Annotated in this window: 17 protein-coding genes; 2 read left to right on the forward strand and 15 right to left on the reverse strand. The window is 70.3% G+C overall.

What is annotated here, in order from left to right; translation table 11 throughout:
* Positions 1-14: 14 nt before the first annotated feature.
* From nuoK to ACZ4Z5_RS20225, 11 genes are read right to left on the reverse strand one after another with little or no spacing between them, the layout of a single operon-like run.
* Positions 15-314 carry an NADH-quinone oxidoreductase subunit NuoK gene (gene nuoK / locus ACZ4Z5_RS20175; RefSeq protein ID WP_069927518.1) on the reverse strand — a complete coding sequence of 100 codons (300 nt, stop codon included), beginning with the start codon at positions 312-314 and terminating at the stop codon, positions 15-17.
* Positions 311-1120, reverse strand: coding sequence for an NADH-quinone oxidoreductase subunit J (locus ACZ4Z5_RS20180; protein ID WP_468264573.1), 810 nt, complete (start codon positions 1118-1120; stop codon positions 311-313). Before ACZ4Z5_RS20180 ends, nuoK begins: the two co-directional genes overlap by 4 nt.
* A complete protein-coding gene (gene nuoI / locus ACZ4Z5_RS20185) occupies positions 1117-1749 on the reverse strand; it encodes an NADH-quinone oxidoreductase subunit NuoI (protein WP_468264575.1) in 633 nt (210 codons plus the stop codon). The genes ACZ4Z5_RS20180 and nuoI overlap by 4 nt, the downstream gene beginning before the upstream one ends.
* Positions 1742-3130, reverse strand: a complete 1389-nt coding sequence (gene nuoH / locus ACZ4Z5_RS20190) for an NADH-quinone oxidoreductase subunit NuoH (protein WP_468264577.1) — start codon at positions 3128-3130, stop codon at positions 1742-1744. The genes nuoI and nuoH overlap by 8 nt, the downstream gene beginning before the upstream one ends.
* On the reverse strand, positions 3127-5610 hold the full coding sequence (locus ACZ4Z5_RS20195; protein ID WP_468264579.1) for an NADH-quinone oxidoreductase subunit G: 2484 nt from the start codon (positions 5608-5610) through the stop codon (positions 3127-3129). The genes nuoH and ACZ4Z5_RS20195 overlap by 4 nt, the downstream gene beginning before the upstream one ends.
* Entirely contained in the window at positions 5607-6986 is a 1380-nt protein-coding gene (gene nuoF / locus ACZ4Z5_RS20200) for an NADH-quinone oxidoreductase subunit NuoF (protein WP_468264581.1), read from the reverse strand. The genes ACZ4Z5_RS20195 and nuoF overlap by 4 nt, the downstream gene beginning before the upstream one ends.
* Complete coding sequence (gene nuoE / locus ACZ4Z5_RS20205; RefSeq protein WP_468264583.1) at positions 6986-7744, reverse strand: NADH-quinone oxidoreductase subunit NuoE; 759 nt, start codon at positions 7742-7744, stop codon at positions 6986-6988. The genes nuoF and nuoE overlap by 1 nt, the downstream gene beginning before the upstream one ends.
* Positions 7741-9108, reverse strand: coding sequence for an NADH-quinone oxidoreductase subunit D (locus ACZ4Z5_RS20210; RefSeq protein ID WP_468264585.1), 1368 nt, complete (start codon positions 9106-9108; stop codon positions 7741-7743). Before ACZ4Z5_RS20210 ends, nuoE begins: the two co-directional genes overlap by 4 nt.
* Positions 9105-9839 carry an NADH-quinone oxidoreductase subunit C gene (locus tag ACZ4Z5_RS20215; protein ID WP_468264587.1) on the reverse strand — a complete coding sequence of 245 codons (735 nt, stop codon included), beginning with the start codon at positions 9837-9839 and terminating at the stop codon, positions 9105-9107. The genes ACZ4Z5_RS20210 and ACZ4Z5_RS20215 overlap by 4 nt, the downstream gene beginning before the upstream one ends.
* Positions 9836-10390 (reverse strand): NuoB/complex I 20 kDa subunit family protein, encoded by a 555-nt coding sequence (locus ACZ4Z5_RS20220; protein WP_023547484.1) that lies wholly within the window; start codon positions 10388-10390, stop codon positions 9836-9838. Before ACZ4Z5_RS20220 ends, ACZ4Z5_RS20215 begins: the two co-directional genes overlap by 4 nt.
* Positions 10391-10408: 18 nt before the next feature.
* Positions 10409-10768 carry an NADH-quinone oxidoreductase subunit A gene (locus ACZ4Z5_RS20225; protein ID WP_468264589.1) on the reverse strand — a complete coding sequence of 120 codons (360 nt, stop codon included), beginning with the start codon at positions 10766-10768 and terminating at the stop codon, positions 10409-10411.
* A 688-nt stretch (positions 10769-11456) separates the two neighbouring features.
* Here ACZ4Z5_RS20225 and ACZ4Z5_RS20230 point away from each other — a divergent pair.
* On the forward strand, positions 11457-12275 hold the full coding sequence (locus ACZ4Z5_RS20230) for a C40 family peptidase (RefSeq protein ID WP_468264591.1): 819 nt from the start codon (positions 11457-11459) through the stop codon (positions 12273-12275).
* 363 nt (positions 12276-12638) lie between these two features.
* Here ACZ4Z5_RS20230 and ACZ4Z5_RS20235 read toward each other — a convergent pair whose 3' ends face one another.
* A complete protein-coding gene (locus tag ACZ4Z5_RS20235; RefSeq protein ID WP_468264593.1) occupies positions 12639-13922 on the reverse strand; it encodes a geranylgeranyl reductase family protein in 1284 nt (427 codons plus the stop codon).
* A gap of 97 nt (positions 13923-14019) precedes the next feature.
* Between ACZ4Z5_RS20235 and ACZ4Z5_RS20240 the strand changes: the two genes are divergently transcribed.
* Entirely contained in the window at positions 14020-14529 is a 510-nt protein-coding gene (locus ACZ4Z5_RS20240; protein ID WP_468264595.1) for a GNAT family N-acetyltransferase, read from the forward strand.
* 40 nt (positions 14530-14569) lie between these two features.
* Here the strand turns inward: ACZ4Z5_RS20240 and ACZ4Z5_RS20245 are convergent, their stop codons facing one another.
* The 3 genes from ACZ4Z5_RS20245 to mqnC all read right to left on the reverse strand — a co-directional run bounded on the left by ACZ4Z5_RS20245 (position 14570) and on the right by mqnC (position 17370).
* On the reverse strand, positions 14570-15262 hold the full coding sequence (locus ACZ4Z5_RS20245) for a demethylmenaquinone methyltransferase (RefSeq protein ID WP_468264597.1): 693 nt from the start codon (positions 15260-15262) through the stop codon (positions 14570-14572).
* Positions 15263-15496: 234 nt separating this feature from the next.
* Positions 15497-16153 (reverse strand): imidazolonepropionase-like domain-containing protein, encoded by a 657-nt coding sequence (locus tag ACZ4Z5_RS20250; protein WP_468264599.1) that lies wholly within the window; start codon positions 16151-16153, stop codon positions 15497-15499.
* 17 nt (positions 16154-16170) lie between these two features.
* Positions 16171-17370 carry a cyclic dehypoxanthinyl futalosine synthase gene (gene mqnC / locus ACZ4Z5_RS20255; RefSeq protein WP_468264601.1) on the reverse strand — a complete coding sequence of 400 codons (1200 nt, stop codon included), beginning with the start codon at positions 17368-17370 and terminating at the stop codon, positions 16171-16173.
* Between the last annotated feature and the right edge of the window lie 159 nt (positions 17371-17529).

The following is a 17529-nucleotide window of genomic DNA, read 5'->3' on the forward strand; positions in this document are numbered from 1 at the left end:
GATTCAGCGACCCCTCAGAGCTTCATCAGACTGGCGTCGTCGACCGAGGCCGAGTGGCGGGAACGGAACAGCGACACGATGATCGCGAGGCCGACCACGACTTCCGCCGCGGCGACGACCATCGTGAAGAAGGCGATGATCTGGCCGTCGAGGTTGCCGTGCATCCGCGAGAACGCGACGAATGCGAGGTTGCAGGCGTTGAGCATCAGCTCGACGCACATGAAGACCACGATCGCGTTCCGCCGGATCAGCACCCCGGCCGCGCCGATGGTGAACAACAGGGCGGCGAGGTAGAGGTAGTTGACCGGGTTCACTTCGAGGCCTCCTCGGTGCGCTCCAGACGCTCCTCGGAGCGCCGCTCCAACGCCTTGAGATCCGCCAGCGCCTTCGCCGACACGTCACGGATCTGGCCGCGATCCCGCAGCGTGCCGCTGACGGTCAGCTCGGACGGGGTGCCGTCGGGCAGCAGGCCCGCGATGTCCACCGCGTTGTGCCGGGCGTAGACGCCGGGGGCGGGCAGCGGCGGCACGTGCTTGCCCTCGCGCACCCGCTTCTCGGACAGCTCGCGCTGGGTCCGGGCGGCCTCGGTGCGCTCCCGGTGCGTCAGCACCATCGCGCCGACGGCCGCGGTGATGAGCAGCGCGCCGGTGACCTCGAAGGCGAACACGTACTTGGTGAAGAGGAGTGCGGCGATGCCTTGGACGTTGCCGCCGGCATTGGCCTGCGCGAGGCCGTTGAACTCCGTCAGCGAGGCGTGGCCGATCCCGGCGATCAGCAGGATGCCGAAGCCCAGCCCGCAGGCCGCCGCCCACCACCGCTGGCCCTTGATCGTCTCCTTCAGCGAGTCCGCCGCGGTGACGCCGACCAGCATGACGACGAACAGGAAGAGCATCATGATCGCGCCGGTGTAGACGATGATCTGCACGACGCCGAGGAAGTACGCCCCGTTCGCGAGGTAGAACACCGCCAGGACGATCATGGTCCCGGCGAGGCACAGCGCACTGTGGACGGATTTCTTCATCAGCACCGTGCACAGCGCGCCGATCACGGCGACGGTGCCCAGCACCCAGAACTGGACCGCCTCACCGGTCGAGGTGGCCGTGGCGGCGATGGCGTTCATGCGTCGATCACCTTCTTGGAAGCCGGCTCCTGCTCCCCGAAGTCCGAGGCACCCTCCTGGGGCTCCTCTCCCTTGGAGACGGCGACCTGCCGGACGGTGCCCGGCGCGGCCTGCGTGACCCGCCCCCGGTAGTAGTCCTGCTCGTCCATGCCCGGGTGGATCGCGTGCGGCGTGTCGACCATGCCGGGCTCCAGGCCCGCCAGCAGCTCCTCCTTGGTGTAGATCAGGGAGGCGCGGCTGCTGTCGGCCAGCTCGAACTCGTTCGTCATCGTGAGCGCACGGGTCGGACAGGCTTCGATGCACAGACCGCACAGGATGCAGCGGGCGTAGTTGATCTGGTAGACGCGGCCGTAGCGCTCGCCCGGCGAGTAGCGTTCCTCGTCGGTGTTGTCCGCGCCCTCCACATAGATGGCGTCGGCCGGACAGGCCCAGGCGCACAACTCGCAGCCCACGCACTTCTCCAGCCCGTCCGGATGACGGTTGAGCTGGTGCCGGCCGTGGAAGCGCGGCGCCGTGGTCTTCTGCTCCTCCGGGTACTGCTCGGTCAGCCGCTTCCTGAACATGGCCTTGAAGGTCACGCCGAAGCCGGCCACAGGATTCTGGAACTTGTCCTCGGTCCCCTCAGACACCGTCAGCCTCCTTTCCGTCACTGTCGCCGGGGGTTCGGGGGTGTCCCCCGGAAATGTCACTGGTGGGGCCGCCACTGACAATCAGCTCGCGGTCGTGGCGCGGACGTCGGCGGGGCACCGACGGCAGGGTCTGTCCCGGTAGCGGCGGGACGGGGAAACCTCCCGCCATCGGGTCGAAGGCGGCGGCCCCCGCGGCCTTCCCCGCGGTCGCCTCCTTGGCCTTCCGGTCCCGGAAGGCGTCGACGACGAAGGAGAGCAGCAGCACGGCGAGGACTCCGCCGGCCACGTAGAGGAGGATGCTCTGGAAGGCCACGTTCTCGTTGCGGAGCACCCGCACGGTCGCGACCAGCATCAGCCAGGCCACCGAGACCGGGATGAGCACCTTCCAGCCCAGCTTCATCAGCTGGTCGTAGCGGACCCGCGGCAGCGTGCCGCGCAGCCAGATGAAGAAGAACAGCAGCAGCTGGACCTTGATGACGAACCAGAGCAGCGGCCACCAGCCGTGGTTCGCGCCCTCCCAGTACGTGGAGATCGGGGCCGGCGCCCGCCAGCCGCCCAGGAACAGGGTGACCGACACGGCCGAGACGGTGACCATGTTGATGTACTCGGCGAGCATGAACATCGCGAACTTGATGGAGCTGTACTCGGTGTTGAAGCCGCCGACCAGGTCGCCCTCGGACTCCGGCATGTCGAACGGCGCCCGGTTGGTCTCACCGACCATCGTCACGATGTAGACGATGAACGACACCGGCAGCAGCACGATGAACCAGCGGTCCTGCTGCGCCTCCACGATGGCCGAGGTCGACATCGACCCGGAGTAGAGGAACACCGACGCGAACGCCGCTCCCATCGCGATCTCGTAAGAGATCATCTGCGCGCACGAGCGGAGGCCGCCGAGCAGTGGATACGTCGAGCCCGACGACCAGCCGGCGAGGACGATGCCGTAGATGCCGACCGAGGCGACCGCGAGGACGTACAGCATCGCGATCGGCAGGTCGGTCAGCTGCATGCTGGTCCGCTGACCGAAGATCGACACCTCGTTGCCGGCCGGGCCGAACGGGATCACGGCGATCGCCATGAACGCGGGCACCGCGGCGACGATCGGCGCGAGGATGTACACCACCTTGTCGGCGCGCCGGACGACCACATCCTCCTTCAGCATCAGCTTGACGCCGTCCGCGAGGGACTGGAGGAGACCCCAGGGGCCGTGCCGGTTCGGTCCGATGCGCAGCTGCATCCAGGCCACGACCTTGCGCTCCCACACGATGGAGAACAGCACGGTCAGCATCAGGAAGGCGAAGCAGAAGACCGCCTTGACGACGACGAGCCACCAGGGGTCGGTGCCGAACATCGACAGGTCTTCGGCAGCGAGGTACCTCATGCCTCCACCTCCGTGGCAGCTGCGATACGGACGACGTCGCCGGGACCGGCCCCCGTGTCGGCCGCGACACCGCGGCCCACGGAGTCCAGCGGCAGCCACACCACCCGGTCGGGCATGACCGTCACCCGGAGCGGCAGCCGGACCGTGCCTGCGGGACCGGACACGGCCAGCACATCGCCGTCCTCCACCCCGGTCTCGGCCGCGGTGGCCGCGGAGAGCCGGGCGACCGCGGCATGCCGGGTGCCGGCCAGGGCCTCGTCGAAGTCCTGGAGCCGGCCCTGGTCCAGCAGCAGCCGGTGCCCGGCGAGGACCGCCTCGCCGTCGCCCGGGGCGGGCAGCGCCGCGGGCGACTCCTGCGGCGCCTCGGCGCGGGCGCCCCGCCAGCCGCCGAGCCGGTCCATCTCCAGGCGGGCGGACCGCACGTCGGGAAGGGCCAGTCCGACGTCCATCGCGTCGGCCAGCATGTGCAGCACCCGGCCGTCCGCCGGGGCCACGGCCCGGGTCATCTGGTCGGGCTTGAGAGCGGCCTCGAACAGCCGCACGCGGCCCTCCCAGTTGACGAAGGTGCCGGCCTTCTCGGCGACCGCCGCGACGGGGAAGACCACGTCGGCCCGTTCGGTGACCGCGCTGGGCCGCAGCTCCAGCGACACCAGGAAGCCGACCTCGTCGAGCGCCCGCAGCACCCGCTCCGGGTCGGGGAGGTCGTCGGGGTCGACGCCCGCCACGACCAGGGCGCCCAGTTCACCGGAGAGCGCGGCCTCGACGATCCCGCCGGTGTCGCGTCCGTAGCGCAGCGGGAGTTCGCGCACGTTCCAGGCGGCCGCGACCTCCTCACGGGCCCGCGGATCGGTGGCCGGGCGGCCGCCGGGCAGCAGCGAGGGGACGGCGCCCGCCTCGATCGCCCCGCGCTCCCCGGCCCGCCGTGGAATCCACACCAGCTCCGCGCCCGTCGCCGCGGCGGCCCGTACGGCGGCGGAGAGCGCGCCCGGGACGGCCGCGAGCCGCTCACCGACGACCATCACCGCTCCGGGGGTGCGCAGCGCCACCGCCGCGGCGGCCGCGACCTCGTCCAGTCCGGAACCGGCGGCCAGCGCGACGAGCCATTCGGTCTCGGTGCCCGGAGCGGCGGGCAGCACGGTGCCGCCCGCCTTCACCAGTCCGCGGGTGGCGTGCGAGGCGATGGCGAAGGTCCGCTGGCCGTGCTTCCGCCAGGCCTTGCGCAGCCGCAGGAAGACTCCGGGTGCCTCCTCCTCCGCCTCGATGCCGACGAGGAGGACGGCCGGCGCCTGCTCCAGCGAGGTGTAGGTGACTCCGGTGCCGTCGATGTCCCGGCCGCGTCCGGCGATCCGGGCGGCGAGGAAGTCGGCCTCCTCGCCGCTGTGCGCGCGGGCCCGGAAGTCGATGTCGTTGGTGCCGAGGGCGACCCGGGCGAACTTGGCGTACGCGTAGGCGTCCTCGACGGTGAGCCGGCCGCCGGTGAGCACACCCGCCCGGCTGCGGGCGGCGGTGAGTCCGGCGGCGGCTGCCGCCAGGGCCTCGGGCCAGCCCGCCGGCTCCAGGACGCCGTCGGCGTTGCGGACGAGGGGGGTGGTGAGCCGGTCACGGCCCTGGGCGTAGCGGAACGCGAAGCGTCCCTTGTCGCAGATCCACTCCTCGTTGACCTCGGGGTCGTACGCCGCGAGCCGCCGCATGACCTTGCCGCGGCGGTGGTCGGTGCGGGTCGCGCAGCCGCCCGCGCAGTGCTCGCAGACCGACGGGGACGACACGAGGTCGAACGGACGGGACCGGAACCGGTACGCGGCCGAGGTGAGCGCGCCGACGGGGCAGATCTGGATGGTGTTGCCGGAGAAGTACGACTCGAACGGGTCGCCCTCGCCGGTGCCGACCTGCTGGAGGGCACCGCGTTCGACCAGTTCGATCATCGGGTCGCCGGCGATCTGCTGGGAGAAGCGGGTGCAGCGGGCGCAGAGCACACAGCGCTCGCGGTCCAGGAGCACCTGGGTGGAGATCGCCACCGGCTTCTCGTAGGTGCGCTTCCGCCCGTCGAAACGGGACTCGGCCTGCCCGTGGGACATGGCCTGGTTCTGCAGGGGGCACTCTCCGCCCTTGTCGCAGACCGGGCAGTCCAGCGGGTGATTGATCAGCAGCAGTTCCATCACCCCGACCTGTGCCTTCTCGGCGACGGGCGAGGTGAGCTGCGTCTTGACGACCATGCCGTCGGTGCAGGTGATGGTGCAGGAGGCCATCGGTTTGCGCTGGCCCTCGACCTCGACGATGCACTGGCGGCAGGCGCCGGCGGGGTCGAGGAGCGGGTGGTCGCAGAACCGGGGGATCTCGATGCCGAGCTGTTCGGCGGCGCGGATGACCAGGGTCCCCTTGGGGACGCTGGTCTCGATGCCGTCGATGGTGAGGGTCACCAGGTCCTCGGCGGGGGCCACGGCCTCGCCGCTCCCGGAGGGAGCGCCACTGGTTACCGTCATGCGTTCACCTCCAGGTGCTCGTCGGCCCAGGCGGTCGACCTGGCCGGGTCGAAGGGGCAGCCGTGCCCGCGGATGTGCTGCTCGTACTCCGCGCGGAAGTACTTCAGCGAAGAGAAGATCGGGGACGCGGCGCCGTCGCCGAGGGCGCAGAAGGACTTGCCGTTGATGTTGTCGGCGATGTCGTTCAGCTTGTCGAGGTCCTCCATGACGCCCTTGCCGGCCTCGATGTCGCGCATCAACTGGACGAGCCAGTAGGTGCCTTCGCGGCAGGGGGTGCACTTTCCGCAGGACTCGTGGGCGTAGAACTCGGTCCAGCGGGTGACGGCGCGGACGACGCAGGTCGTCTCGTCGAAGCACTGGAGGGCCTTGGTGCCGAGCATGGAGCCGGCGGCCCCCACGGCTTCGTAGTCGAGGGGCACGTCGAGGTGCTCGTCGGTGAACATCGGGGTGGAGGAACCGCCCGGCGTCCAGAACTTGAGCCGGTGGCCCGGGCGCATGCCGCCGCCCATGTCGAGGAGCTGGCGCAGGGTGATGCCGAGCGGGGCCTCGTACTGGCCGGGGCGGGCGACGTGTCCGCTCAGGGAGTAGAGCGTGAAGCCGGGGGACTTCTCGCTCCCCATCGAGCGGAACCAGTCCTTGCCCTTGGTCAGGATCGCGGGAACCGACGCGATGGACTCCACGTTGTTCACCACGGTGGGGCACGCGTACAGACCGGCGACAGCGGGGAACGGGGGACGGAGCCGGGGCTGGCCGCGGCGGCCTTCGAGCGAGTCGAGCAGGGCGGTCTCCTCGCCGCAGATGTACGCGCCGGCGCCCGCGTGCACGGTGAGTTCGAGGTCGAGTCCGCTGCCGAGCACGTTCCGGCCGAGGTAGCCGGCCGCGTAGGCCTCGCGGACCGCCTCGTGGAGCCTGCGCAGCACGGGGACGACCTCGCCGCGCAGGTAGATGAAGGCGTGCGAGGAGCGGATCGCGTAACAGGCGATGACGATGCCCTCGATGAGGGAGTGCGGGTTGGCGTAGAGGAGGGGGATGTCCTTGCAGGTGCCCGGTTCCGACTCGTCGGCGTTGACGACGAGGTAGTGCGGCTTGCCGTCGCCCTGCGGGATGAACTGCCACTTCATCCCGGTGGGGAATCCCGCGCCGCCGCGGCCGCGGAGACCGGAGTCCTTGACGTAGCCGATCACGTCGTCGGGGGACATCGCGAGGGCCTTGCGCAGCCCCTCGTAGCCCTCGTGCCGTCGGTAGGTCTCCAGCGTCCAGGGGGCGCTCTCGTCCCAGAAGGCGGAGAGTACCGGGGAGAGCAGCTTCTCGGGGCTGGTCCCTCCTCCGGCCTCCGGCCGGGAGGTGCCCCCGTATTCTTCGGTGGACATGGTCATCACTCACCCTCCTCGGCGTCGCGCGGGGAGACGATCCGGCCGTGGTCGGTGTCCTGCGGGTGCTCGCCCTTGGCCAGGCGCAGTCCGGTGAGCGAGGCGGGACCCGCGCCGCCGCCCTGTTCGATGGCGCCCGGACGTTCGTCGGGGAAGCCGGCGAGGATTCGGGCGGTCTCCTTGAAGGTGCAGAGGGTGGCGCCGCGGGTGGGGGTGACGTCCCGGCCGGCGCGGAGGTCGTCGACGAGCCGGCGTGCCGACTCCGGTGACTGGTTGTCGAAGAACTCCCAGTTGACCATCACGACGGGGGCGAAGTCGCAGGCCGCGTTGCACTCGATGTGTTCGAGGGTGACCTTGCCGTCCTCGGTGGTCTCGTTGTTGCCGACGCCGAGGTGTTCCTTGAGTTCCTCGAAGATGGCGTCGCCGCCCATCACGGCGCACAGGGTGTTGGTGCAGACGCCGACCTGATAGTCGCCGGAGGGCTTGCGCCGGTACATCGTGTAGAAGGTGGCGACGGCGGTGACCTCTGCGGTGGTCAGGCCGAGCGTCTCGGCGCAGAACGTCATGCCGGTGCGGGTGACGTACCCCTCCTCGGACTGGACGAGGTGCAGCAGGGGCAGCAGCGCGGACCGGCTGTCCGGGTAGCGGCTGATGATCTTCTCGGCGTCGGACGCGAGCCGGGCGTGCACGTCGGCCGGGTAGGCGGGGGCGGGGAGCTGCGGCATCCCCAGGGCGACCCCCTGATTCGCCGGTGTGGCCGTCATCGGTCGACGCCTCCCATCACGGGGTCGATGGACGCCACGGCGACGATGACGTCGGCGACCTGGCCGCCCTCGCACATCGCCGCCATGGCCTGGAGGTTGGTGAAGGACGGGTCGCGGAAGTGGACCCGGTAGGGGCGGGTGCCGCCGTCGCTGACGATGTGCGCGCCGAGTTCGCCCTTGGGGGACTCGACGGTGGCGTAGGTCTGTCCGGCCGGTACCCGGAAGCCCTCCGTCACCAGCTTGAAGTGGTGGATCAGGGCTTCCATGGAGGTGCCCATGATCTTCTTGATGTGGTCGAGGGAGTTGCCGAGTCCGTCCGGGCCCAGGGCGAGCTGTGCGGGCCAGGCGATCTTCTTGTCGGCGACCATGACCGGGCCGGGCGCCAGCCGGTCGAGGCACTGCTCGACGATCCGGAGGGACTGGCGCATCTCCTCGAGGCGGACCAGGAAGCGGCCGTAGGCGTCGCAGGTGTCGGCGGTCGGGACGTCGAAGTCGTAGGTCTCGTAACCGCAGTAGGGCTGGGCCTTGCGCAGGTCGTGGGGCAGTCCCGCGGAACGCAGGATGGGGCCGGTGGCGCCGAGCGCCATGCAGCCGGCCAGGTTCAGGTACCCGATCCCCTGCATCCGGGCCTTGAAGATGGGGTTCCCGGTGGCGAGCTTGTCGTACTCGGGCATGTTCTTCTTCATGGTCTTCACGAACTCGCGCAGCTGGTCCATCGCGCCGGGGGGCAGGTCCTGGGCCAGGCCGCCGGGGCGGATGAAGGCGTGGTTCATCCGCAGGCCGGTGATCAGTTCGAAGATGTCCAGGATCATTTCGCGGTCCCGGAATCCGTAGATCATGATCGTGGTGGCGCCGAGTTCCATGCCGCCGGTGGCGATGCACACCAGATGGGACGCGATCCGGTTGAGTTCCATGAGCAGGACCCGGATGACCGTGGCCCGGTCCGGGATCTGGTCCTCGATGCCGAGGAGCTTCTCGACGCCCAGGCAGTAGACCGCCTCGTTGAAGAACGGCGTGAGGTAGTCCATGCGCGTCACGAAGGTGGTGCCCTGCGTCCAGGTCCGGTACTCGAGGTTCTTCTCGATGCCGGTGTGCAGGTAGCCGATGCCGCATCGGGCCTCGGTCACCGTCTCGCCGTCGATCTCCAGGATGAGGCGGAGCACGCCGTGGGTGGACGGGTGCTGGGGCCCCATGTTGACGACGATGCGCTCGTCGTCGGCCTTTGCGGCGGACTGCACGATCTCGTCCCAGTCGCCGCCGGTGACCGTGTAGACGGTGCCCTCGGTGGTCTCGCGGGTTTCCGCGTCCGAGGGGTGCGTCCCGGAGGGACCCGGTGAGGCGTGGTGGGCGTGTGGGGTGGTCACGAGTACGACCTCCGCTGGTCCGGAGCCGGGATCTGGGCGCCCTTGTACTCGACGGGGATGCCGCCGAGGGGGTAGTCCTTGCGCTGCGGGTGGCCCTGCCAGTCGTCCGGCATCATGATCCGGGTGAGGGCCGGGTGGCCGTCGAAGACCAGGCCGAAGAAGTCGTACGTCTCGCGCTCGTGCCAGTCGTTGGTCGGGTAGACGGCGACGAGGGACGGGACGTGCGGGTCGCCGTCGGGGGCGCTCGCCTCCAGCCGGATCAGCCGGTTGTGAGTGATCGACCGCAGGTGGTACACGGCGTGCAGCTCGCGGCCCTTGTCCCCCGGGTAGTGCACACCGGAGACGCCCGTGCACAGCTCGAAGCGCAGGGCGGGGTCGTCGCGGAGGGTCCTGGCGACCCGCACGAGGTGCTCGCGGGCGATGTGGAAGGTCAGCTCGCCGCGGTCGACGACGGTCTTCTCGATCGCGTTCTCGGGGAGGAGTCCCTGTTCGTCGAGGGCGCCTTCGAGTTCGTCGGCGACTTCGTCGAACCATCCGCCGTAGGGGCGGGTGGCCGGCCCCGGCAGCCGTACGGAGCGGACGAGGCCGCCGTAGCCGGAGGTGTCGCCGCCGTTGTTCGCGCCGAACATGCCGCGCTGGACGCGGATCTCCTCCCCGTGGTCGCCGCGCTGGCCGGGGAGGTTCTGGGCGCTGAGGTCCTTCTCGGGGTTGGGCCCGTTGACGTCGGTCACCGCAGCAGCCCCTTCATCTCGATGGTGGGGAGCGCCTTGAGGGCCGCTTCCTCCGCCTCACGGGCCGCCTCCTCGGCGTTCACGCCGAGCTTGGAGGTCTGGATCTTGTGGTGCAGCTTCAGAATCGCGTCCATCAGCATTTCCGGGCGCGGAGGACAGCCCGGCAGATAGATGTCGACCGGGACGATGTGGTCCACGCCCTGCACAATCGCGTAATTGTTGAACATTCCGCCCGACGAGGCGCAGACCCCCATGGAGATCACCCACTTGGGGTTCGGCATCTGGTCGTAGACCTGCCGCAGGACGGGCGCCATCTTCTGGCTCACCCGGCCGGCCACGATCATCAGGTCCGCCTGCCGCGGCGAGCCGCGGAAGACCTCCATGCCGAAGCGTGCGAGGTCGTAACGGCCGGCGCCGGTGGTCATCATCTCGATGGCACAGCAGGCGAGGCCGAAGGTGGCGGGGAAGACCGAGGCCTTGCGCACCCAGCCCGCGGCCTGCTCGACGGTGGTCAGCAGGAATCCGCTCGGCAGCTTCTCTTCGAGTCCCATTGGTGGCCCCTCAGACCCTTAGTCCCATTCCAGGCCGCCGCGCCGCCATACATACGCATAGGCGACGAAGACGGTGAGCACGAAGAGCAGCATCTCCACGAGCCCGAACAACCCCAGGGCGTCGAAGGTGACGGCCCAGGGATAGAGGAAGACGATCTCGATGTCGAAGACGATGAAGAGCATCGCCGTCAGGTAGTACTTGATCGGGAAGCGGCCGCCACCGGCCGGCGTGGGTGTCGGCTCGATGCCGCACTCGTACGCCTCGAGCTTGGCCCGGTTGTACCTCTTGGGGCCGACAAGCGTGGCCATGACCACGGAGAAGATCGCAAAGCCTGCCCCGAGGGCGCCGAGCACGAGGATGGGCGCGTAGGCATTCACGCTCCTCGCTCCTTCCAGTCGTCCTTGACCGTTGGACCGCACCGGACACGCGTCGCCGCCTCGCGGATCTTGCACATGTGAGGCAGTTCACAAGCCCGGCTGCTGCGCATCCTATGCCCGCCGGTCTGTGATCTGCGACACGGGGTACCCGGCCGTCTTTGTGATCTCCACCACCTGGCGAAGGATCATGAAGTCGGATGAGCGGTGATCTTCATACGAGAAGCACTCAAGTGATCACCAGACGTGACATCTACAGCTGTTACCGCTGGTCAGGGCGGTCTTGCATTATCAAGCAGGGGCCACTACGGGCAAATTGGCGACGGGCACGGAGGGCTGATAAAGGAGCGCCCTCACTCGCGAGGGGGGCTTGGCGGGCGACGGGTGGACGCGTTCACCCGTTCACGAACCCGGACCGCCGCGGAACCGTCACCAAAGTGTGACCTACACCACTCCCGACTTCGGGCCAGAAAAGCGGGCTTGGCCATCCTCGTGAACAGGTGGTAAGCGTGGGGCAATTCGGGCGTTTTTCTGAAAGTGCGTGATCACAGCCTTGAACGCCCATGCCCGGTTTGCCCGTTACGGCGTCAATAAAGGTCCCGGCTCACCGGATTCGGCCACTCCGGCGGCAACTGTGGCGCAACACACGTTTCTTGAAGGGAACCCTCGCGCCCTGATAGCGGTTGTTCCCATGTCCACCACCGCTCACATACCCAGCCACCGGAAGCCGCGCCGCAGCGCTTCGAAGCTCGCGCTCCGAGCCGGAGTTGCCGGTGGCGTCCTCGGCACCATCGCGGTCGCCGGTACGGCCGGTGCGGCGAACGCCGAGCCGGTGACCGAGACCATCGAGATGCCCACCCTCACCGACGGGCTCGCGACCGCGGTCGCCCAGTCCGCAGTGGCCGTCCAGCAGGCCGCCGCCGACCAGGACCTGCAGGCCACGCAGGACGCCGCGACGCAGCAGGCGGCGAAGGACGCCAAGACCGCCAAGGCAGAGGCCGTCCGCAAGGCCGAGGCCGCCCGCAAGACGGCCCAGACCGTGCGGGCCTCCGAGTCCACCGCTCAGCGTGCCAGCCGCACCGCTGCCCGCGTGGCGCTCACCGCCAACGCCACCACCACGGCCGGCAAGGTGGCCACCGCCCCGCAGACCAACACCGGCTCCGCCGCCGCCGTCGTCAACTTCGTGCGCGCCCAGATCGGCGACGCGTACGTCATGGGGGCCACCGGCCCGAACGCCTGGGACTGCTCCGGCCTCGTGCGCGCCGCCTACCGTCAGGCCGGCATCGAGCTGCCGCGCATCTCCAGCGACCAGTCGTCCCGCGGCACCGCCGTCTCGCTGAGCAACCTGAAGCCCGGCGACATCCTCTACTGGGGTGGCCGCAGCAGCTCGTACCACGTGGCGATCTACGTGGGCGGCGGCAAGTTCGTCGGAGCACAGAACTCCGGTACCGGCGTCGTCGAGCGCAGCCTCGACTGGGACCCGCCGAGCGGCGCGGTCCGCATGCTCTGACCCTGCCGGGTCAGCGCGCACCGCACACATGCACGGGCCGCCGCTCCCTCCGGGGAGCGGCGGCCCGGCGCGCTTTTCGTACCCGAGACGGTCGCGGACCACGGAGTCGCCCGCGGCAGCCGGGGATCCGTTGCCGAGCGCGGCCCGCCGCCGGGCAGGAAGCCGCCACAGGGGCCGATACCGCCCGCGGGCCCACCGCCGGGCAAGGAACCGTCGCAAGGCCCAATACCGCCCGCGGGCCCACCGCCGGGCAAGAAGCCGCCACAGGGCCCAATACCGCCCGCGGGCCCCCCGCCCAGCGGGCGCCGGTTGTCCGGCGCCCGCTCCCGGCTGTTCCCCGCGCGGGGACCCGTCAGCGGCCCGTCATGAGCGCGGTGCGACCTTCGACAGTCCGTTGATGATGCGGTCCATCGCGTCGCCGCCCGTGGGGTCGGTGAGGTTCGCCAGCATCTTCAGCGTGAACTTCATCAGCAGCGGGTGGGTCAGGCCCCGCTGCGTCGCCACCTTCATCACCTTGGGGTTGCCGATCAGCTTCACGAAGGCGCGGCCCAGCGTGTAGTAGCCGCCGTAGGTGTCCTTGAGGATCTTCGGGTAGGCCTGCAGAGCCAGTTCGCGCTGGGCCGGGGTGGCGCGGGCGTGCGCCTGGACGATCACGTCGGCGGCGATCTGTCCCGACTCCATCGCATAGGCGATGCCCTCGCCGTTGAACGGGTTGACGAGCCCGCCGGCGTCACCGACCAGCAGCAGTCCCCTGGTGTAGTGCGGCTGCCGGTTGAACGCCATCGGCAGCGCCGCCCCACGGATGGGGCCGGTCATGTTCTCCGGGGTGTAGCCCCAGTCCTCCGGCATCGACGCGCACCACGCCTTGAGCACCTCGCGCCAGTCCAGCTCCTTGAAGGAGGCCGAGGTGTTGAGGACGCCCAGTCCGACGTTGGACGTGCCGTCGCCCATGCCGAAGATCCAGCCGTAGCCGGGCAGCAGCCGCTCCTGGCCCCCGCGCCGGTCCCACAGCTCCAGCCACGACTCCAGGTAGTCGTCGTCGTGCCGGGGCGAGGTGAAGTACGTGCGGACCGCGACACCCATGGGGCGGTCGTCGCGCCGGTGGAGGCCCATCGCCAGGGACAGGCGGGTCGAGTTTCCGTCGGCGGCGACCACGAGCGGCGCGTGGAAGGTGACGTCCTTCTTCTCCTCGCCGAGCTTCGCCCGCACACCGGTGATCCGGCCGGTCCGGTCGTCGACGACCGGGGCGCCCACGTTGCAGCGCTCGTACAGCCGCGCACCGGCCTTCTGCGCCTGCCGGGCCAGCTGCTCGTCGAAGTCGTCGCGCTTGCGCACGAGTCCGTAGTCCGGGTAGCTCGCGAGCTCCGGCCAGTCGAGCTGGAGCCGCACCCCGCCGCCGATGATGCGCAGACCCTTGTTGCGCAGCCAGCCGGCCTCCTCGGAGATGTCGATGCCCATCGACACCAGCTGCTTGGTGGCCCGCGGGGTGAGCCCGTCGCCGCAGACCTTCTCGCGCGGGAAGGCCGTCTTCTCCAGGAGCAGCACGTCGAGTCCGGCCTTGGCGAGGTAGTACGCGGTGGTGGAACCGGCCGGGCCTGCCCCGACGACGATCACATCCGCGGTGCGTTCGGAAAGGATCTCGGCCACGGCGGGGTCTCCCGAAGACTCGATTTCATGTGCTCAAAGGCACTGGACATGTGCAGTCTATGGGGGCGTACCGATCCACCGACCGAAGGGCTGTCCCATGAGCGAAACGCTTCCCGCCGTGCAGTTGCGCGTGCCCACGGACGAGGACGCCCTGGCCTGGCACCGGGTCTTCGCCGACCCCGACGTCATGGAGTTCCACGGCGGTTCGCCCGCGGAACTGTCGGTCTACGAGGAACTGACGGCCCGGCAGCGCAGGCACGACGCCGAGCTCGGTTTCTGTCTGTGGAGCGTGCTGGACGGCGACGGCGAGCTCGTCGGCTTCACCGGCGCCCAGCCCTGGCCGCACTCCTGGGGCCCGGCCGGTGAGATCGAGATCGGCTGGCGGCTCGCCCGCCGGGCCTGGGGCCACGGCTACGCCACCGCCGCGGCGCAGCTCACCCTGGAGCGGGCGCGCGCGGCGGGCGTCGGCGGCGTGGTCGCGATGGTGGACGCGGCCAACGAGCGCTCGATCGCGGTGGCGCGCCGCCTCGGCATGCAGCAGGCCGAGACGTACACGTCACCGGTGTCACGGCGACCGGCCCACTGCTACCGGCTGAGCCTCGGCTAGGAGGTGTCCGCCGGACGCGGGCCCACGGCTCCCGGGGTGGCTACGCCTTCACACCGCGGTGCAGCGCCACGATGCCGCCCGAGAGGTTCCGCCAGGCGACACGGGACCAGCCGGCCTTCTGGAGACGCGCCGCGAGCGCCGGCTGGTCGGGCCAGGCGCGGATGGACTCGGCGAGGTAGACGTACGCGTCGGGGTTCGACGAGACCGCGCGGGCGACCGGCGGCAGGGCGCGCATCAGGTACTCGATGTAGACCGTGCGGAAGGGCGCCCAAGTGGGCTGGGAGAACTCACAGATGACGACCTGTCCACCCGGCCTGGTGACGCGGAGCATCTCCCGCAGCGCGGCGTCCGTGTCGACGACGTTCCGCAGCCCGAAGGAGATCGTCACGGTGTCGAACGTGTCGTCCTTGAAGGGGAGTTTCGTCGCGTCGCCCGCGGTGAGCGGCAGGTGCGGGTTCCGCTTCTTGCCCTCGCGGAGCATGCCGAGGGAGAAGTCGCAGGGCACGACGTACGCGCCGGTGGCGGCGAAGGGGAGCGACGACGTGGCGGTGCCCGCGGCGAGGTCGAGGATCTTCTGCGCGGGGCGCGCGTCCACCGCCTTGGCGACCTCCTTCCGCCACCGGCGGTCCTGGCCGAGCGACAGCACGTCATTGGTGAGGTCGTAGTTGGCCGCCACGCCGTCGAACATGGAGGCGACTTCGTGCGGCTGCTTGTCCAGGAATGCGCGGGTCACTGGCGTTCGGCCTCACAGGTTCGGGTGCGGACGGGTACTCCGTCATTGTCTCAGGCACGTTCGGGCCGCCCCGGCGGGGGCGTACCCGTCGGGCGCGCCGTCGCGCTCCGGCCGGCCCTGCACCGGTCCGCCGTCGTACTCCGGTCCGCCCTGCACCGGTCCGCCCCGTATCGGTGCACACCGCAGGGACGGCCGCCGGCCGTCCCTGCAGGGCACCCGCGGAAACGCGACGCCCTACCGCCGCCGGAACACCAGGCGGCCGCCCAGGACCGTCGCGACGCAGCTCACCGCGCCCGCCTCCGCCAGGGTCTCGTACGGGTCGCCGCCGGCCGGCACGTCGAAGACGGCGAAATCGGCGTACCGGCCCTCGTACGCGAGCGGCGGCGGCAGGAACGCCTCCGGTACCGGACGGCCCGCGAACGGGTCCAGCGAGGCGGGCCCCGGGGGCTCGGTGAAACGCTCCTCCCGGTGCAGTCCTGCGCGGGTGACGGCGTCCAGGACGGGCTCCCGCCACAGGGCACCGGCGACCGCGACGGTGCCGTGCGCCAGCAGCCGCTGCGCCCCGCGCCGGGCGCTCGCTCCCCAGCGGGCGTCGGTCATGTCCAGCGCGGCCAGCGCGGCGCCGGTGAGCGGCTCGGTGCCGAGCTCCGCCGCCTCACGCGGGTCGGGATGGTAGGCGTCCTCCAGCAGTTCCGGCCCGTACGGATTGCACAGCCCAGGAGTCATGACACCGGGCCAGCGGCGCACCCGCGCGCCCGGGTGGGCGGCCATGACGTCGTCGTACGCCCCCACCGCGGCGATCTCCCGTCCACGGACGGCGACCGCCCCGTGCGGCACGGGGCGGAGGCCGCCGCCGGGCAGCAGCAGGGCGGCGGTGTGAACCGTCAGCACAGCGGGTCCGGCCGGGCTCAGTCGGCGGCCAGGAGCTTCAGCTCGGGGTGGGCGGTGCCGCCCTCGATCGCGGTCGAGGACAGGTGGGAGACCACTCGGTCGTCGACCGGGTCGTTCGCCGGGTCGTCGTGCACCACGAGGTGTTCGTACGTCGTCGAGCGCTGCGCCGGCACCCGGCCCGCCCGGCGGATCAGGTCGATGATCTCCAGCCGGTTGGAGCGGTGCTTCGCGCCGGCCGAGGAGACCACGTTCTCCTCCAGCATGACCGAGCCGAGGTCGTCCGCGCCGTAGTGCAGCGAGAGCTGGCCGATCTCCTTGCCGGTGGTGAGCCAGGAGCCCTGGATGTGGGCGACGTTGTCCAGGAACAGGCGCGCCACGGCGATCATGCGCAGGTACTCGAAGATGGTGGCCTGGGTGCGGCCCTTGAGGTGGTTGTTCTCGGGCTGGTACGTGTACGGGATGAACGCCCGGAAGCCGCCCGTCCGGTCCTGCACGTCCCGGATCATCCGCAGGTGCTCGATCCGCTCGGCGTTGGTCTCGCCCGTGCCCATCAGCATCGTGGAGGTCGACTCGACGCCGAGGCCGTGGGCGATCTCCATGATCTCCAGCCAGCGTTCGCCGGATTCCTTCAGCGGGGCGATCGCCTTCCGCGGCCGTGCCGGCAGCAGTTCGGCGCCCGCACCGGCGAAGGAGTCGAGTCCCGCGGCGTGGATCCGCTGGACGGCCTCTTCCACGGACACCTTGGAGATCCGGGCCATGTGCTCGACCTCGGACGCGCCGAGGGAGTGGATGACCAGCTCGGGGAACTCCTTCTTGATGGCGGCGAAGTGCTTCTCGTAGTACTCGACGCCGTAGTCCGGGTGGTGGCCGCCCTGGAACATGATCTGCGTGCCGCCCAGCTCCACGGTCTCCGCGCAGCGGCGCAGGATGTCGTCCAGATCGCGGGTCCAGCCCTTCGCCGTGTCCTTCGGCGGGGCGTAGAACGCGCAGAACTTGCAGGCGGTGACACACACATTGGTGTAGTTGATGTTCCGCTCGATGATGTACGTCGCGATGTGCTCGGTGCCGGCGTAGCGGCGGCGGCGCACGGCGTCGGCCGCAGAGCCCAGAGCGTGCAGCGGCGCGGAGCGGTAGAGGTCGAGCGCCTCTTCGGGGGTGATCCGCCCACCCTCTGCGGCACGGTCGAGGACGGACTGAAGGTCGGCCTTCTCGGTCACCGGGGTGTCCCTTTCGGCGGGTGTGGACGGACCGAAACAGCCTACGCCAGCGCTGTGACGAGCCTCTGACCGGCCGGTCGCGTCTTCCGGGCCGCTCTCGCCGGTCGCGCACCCGGTGCCGCGAAGGCGTGCGACGGGTCACGGCGATCGGCAAGGGAC

The organism is Streptomyces sp. NPDC030222, from assembly GCF_055573115.1.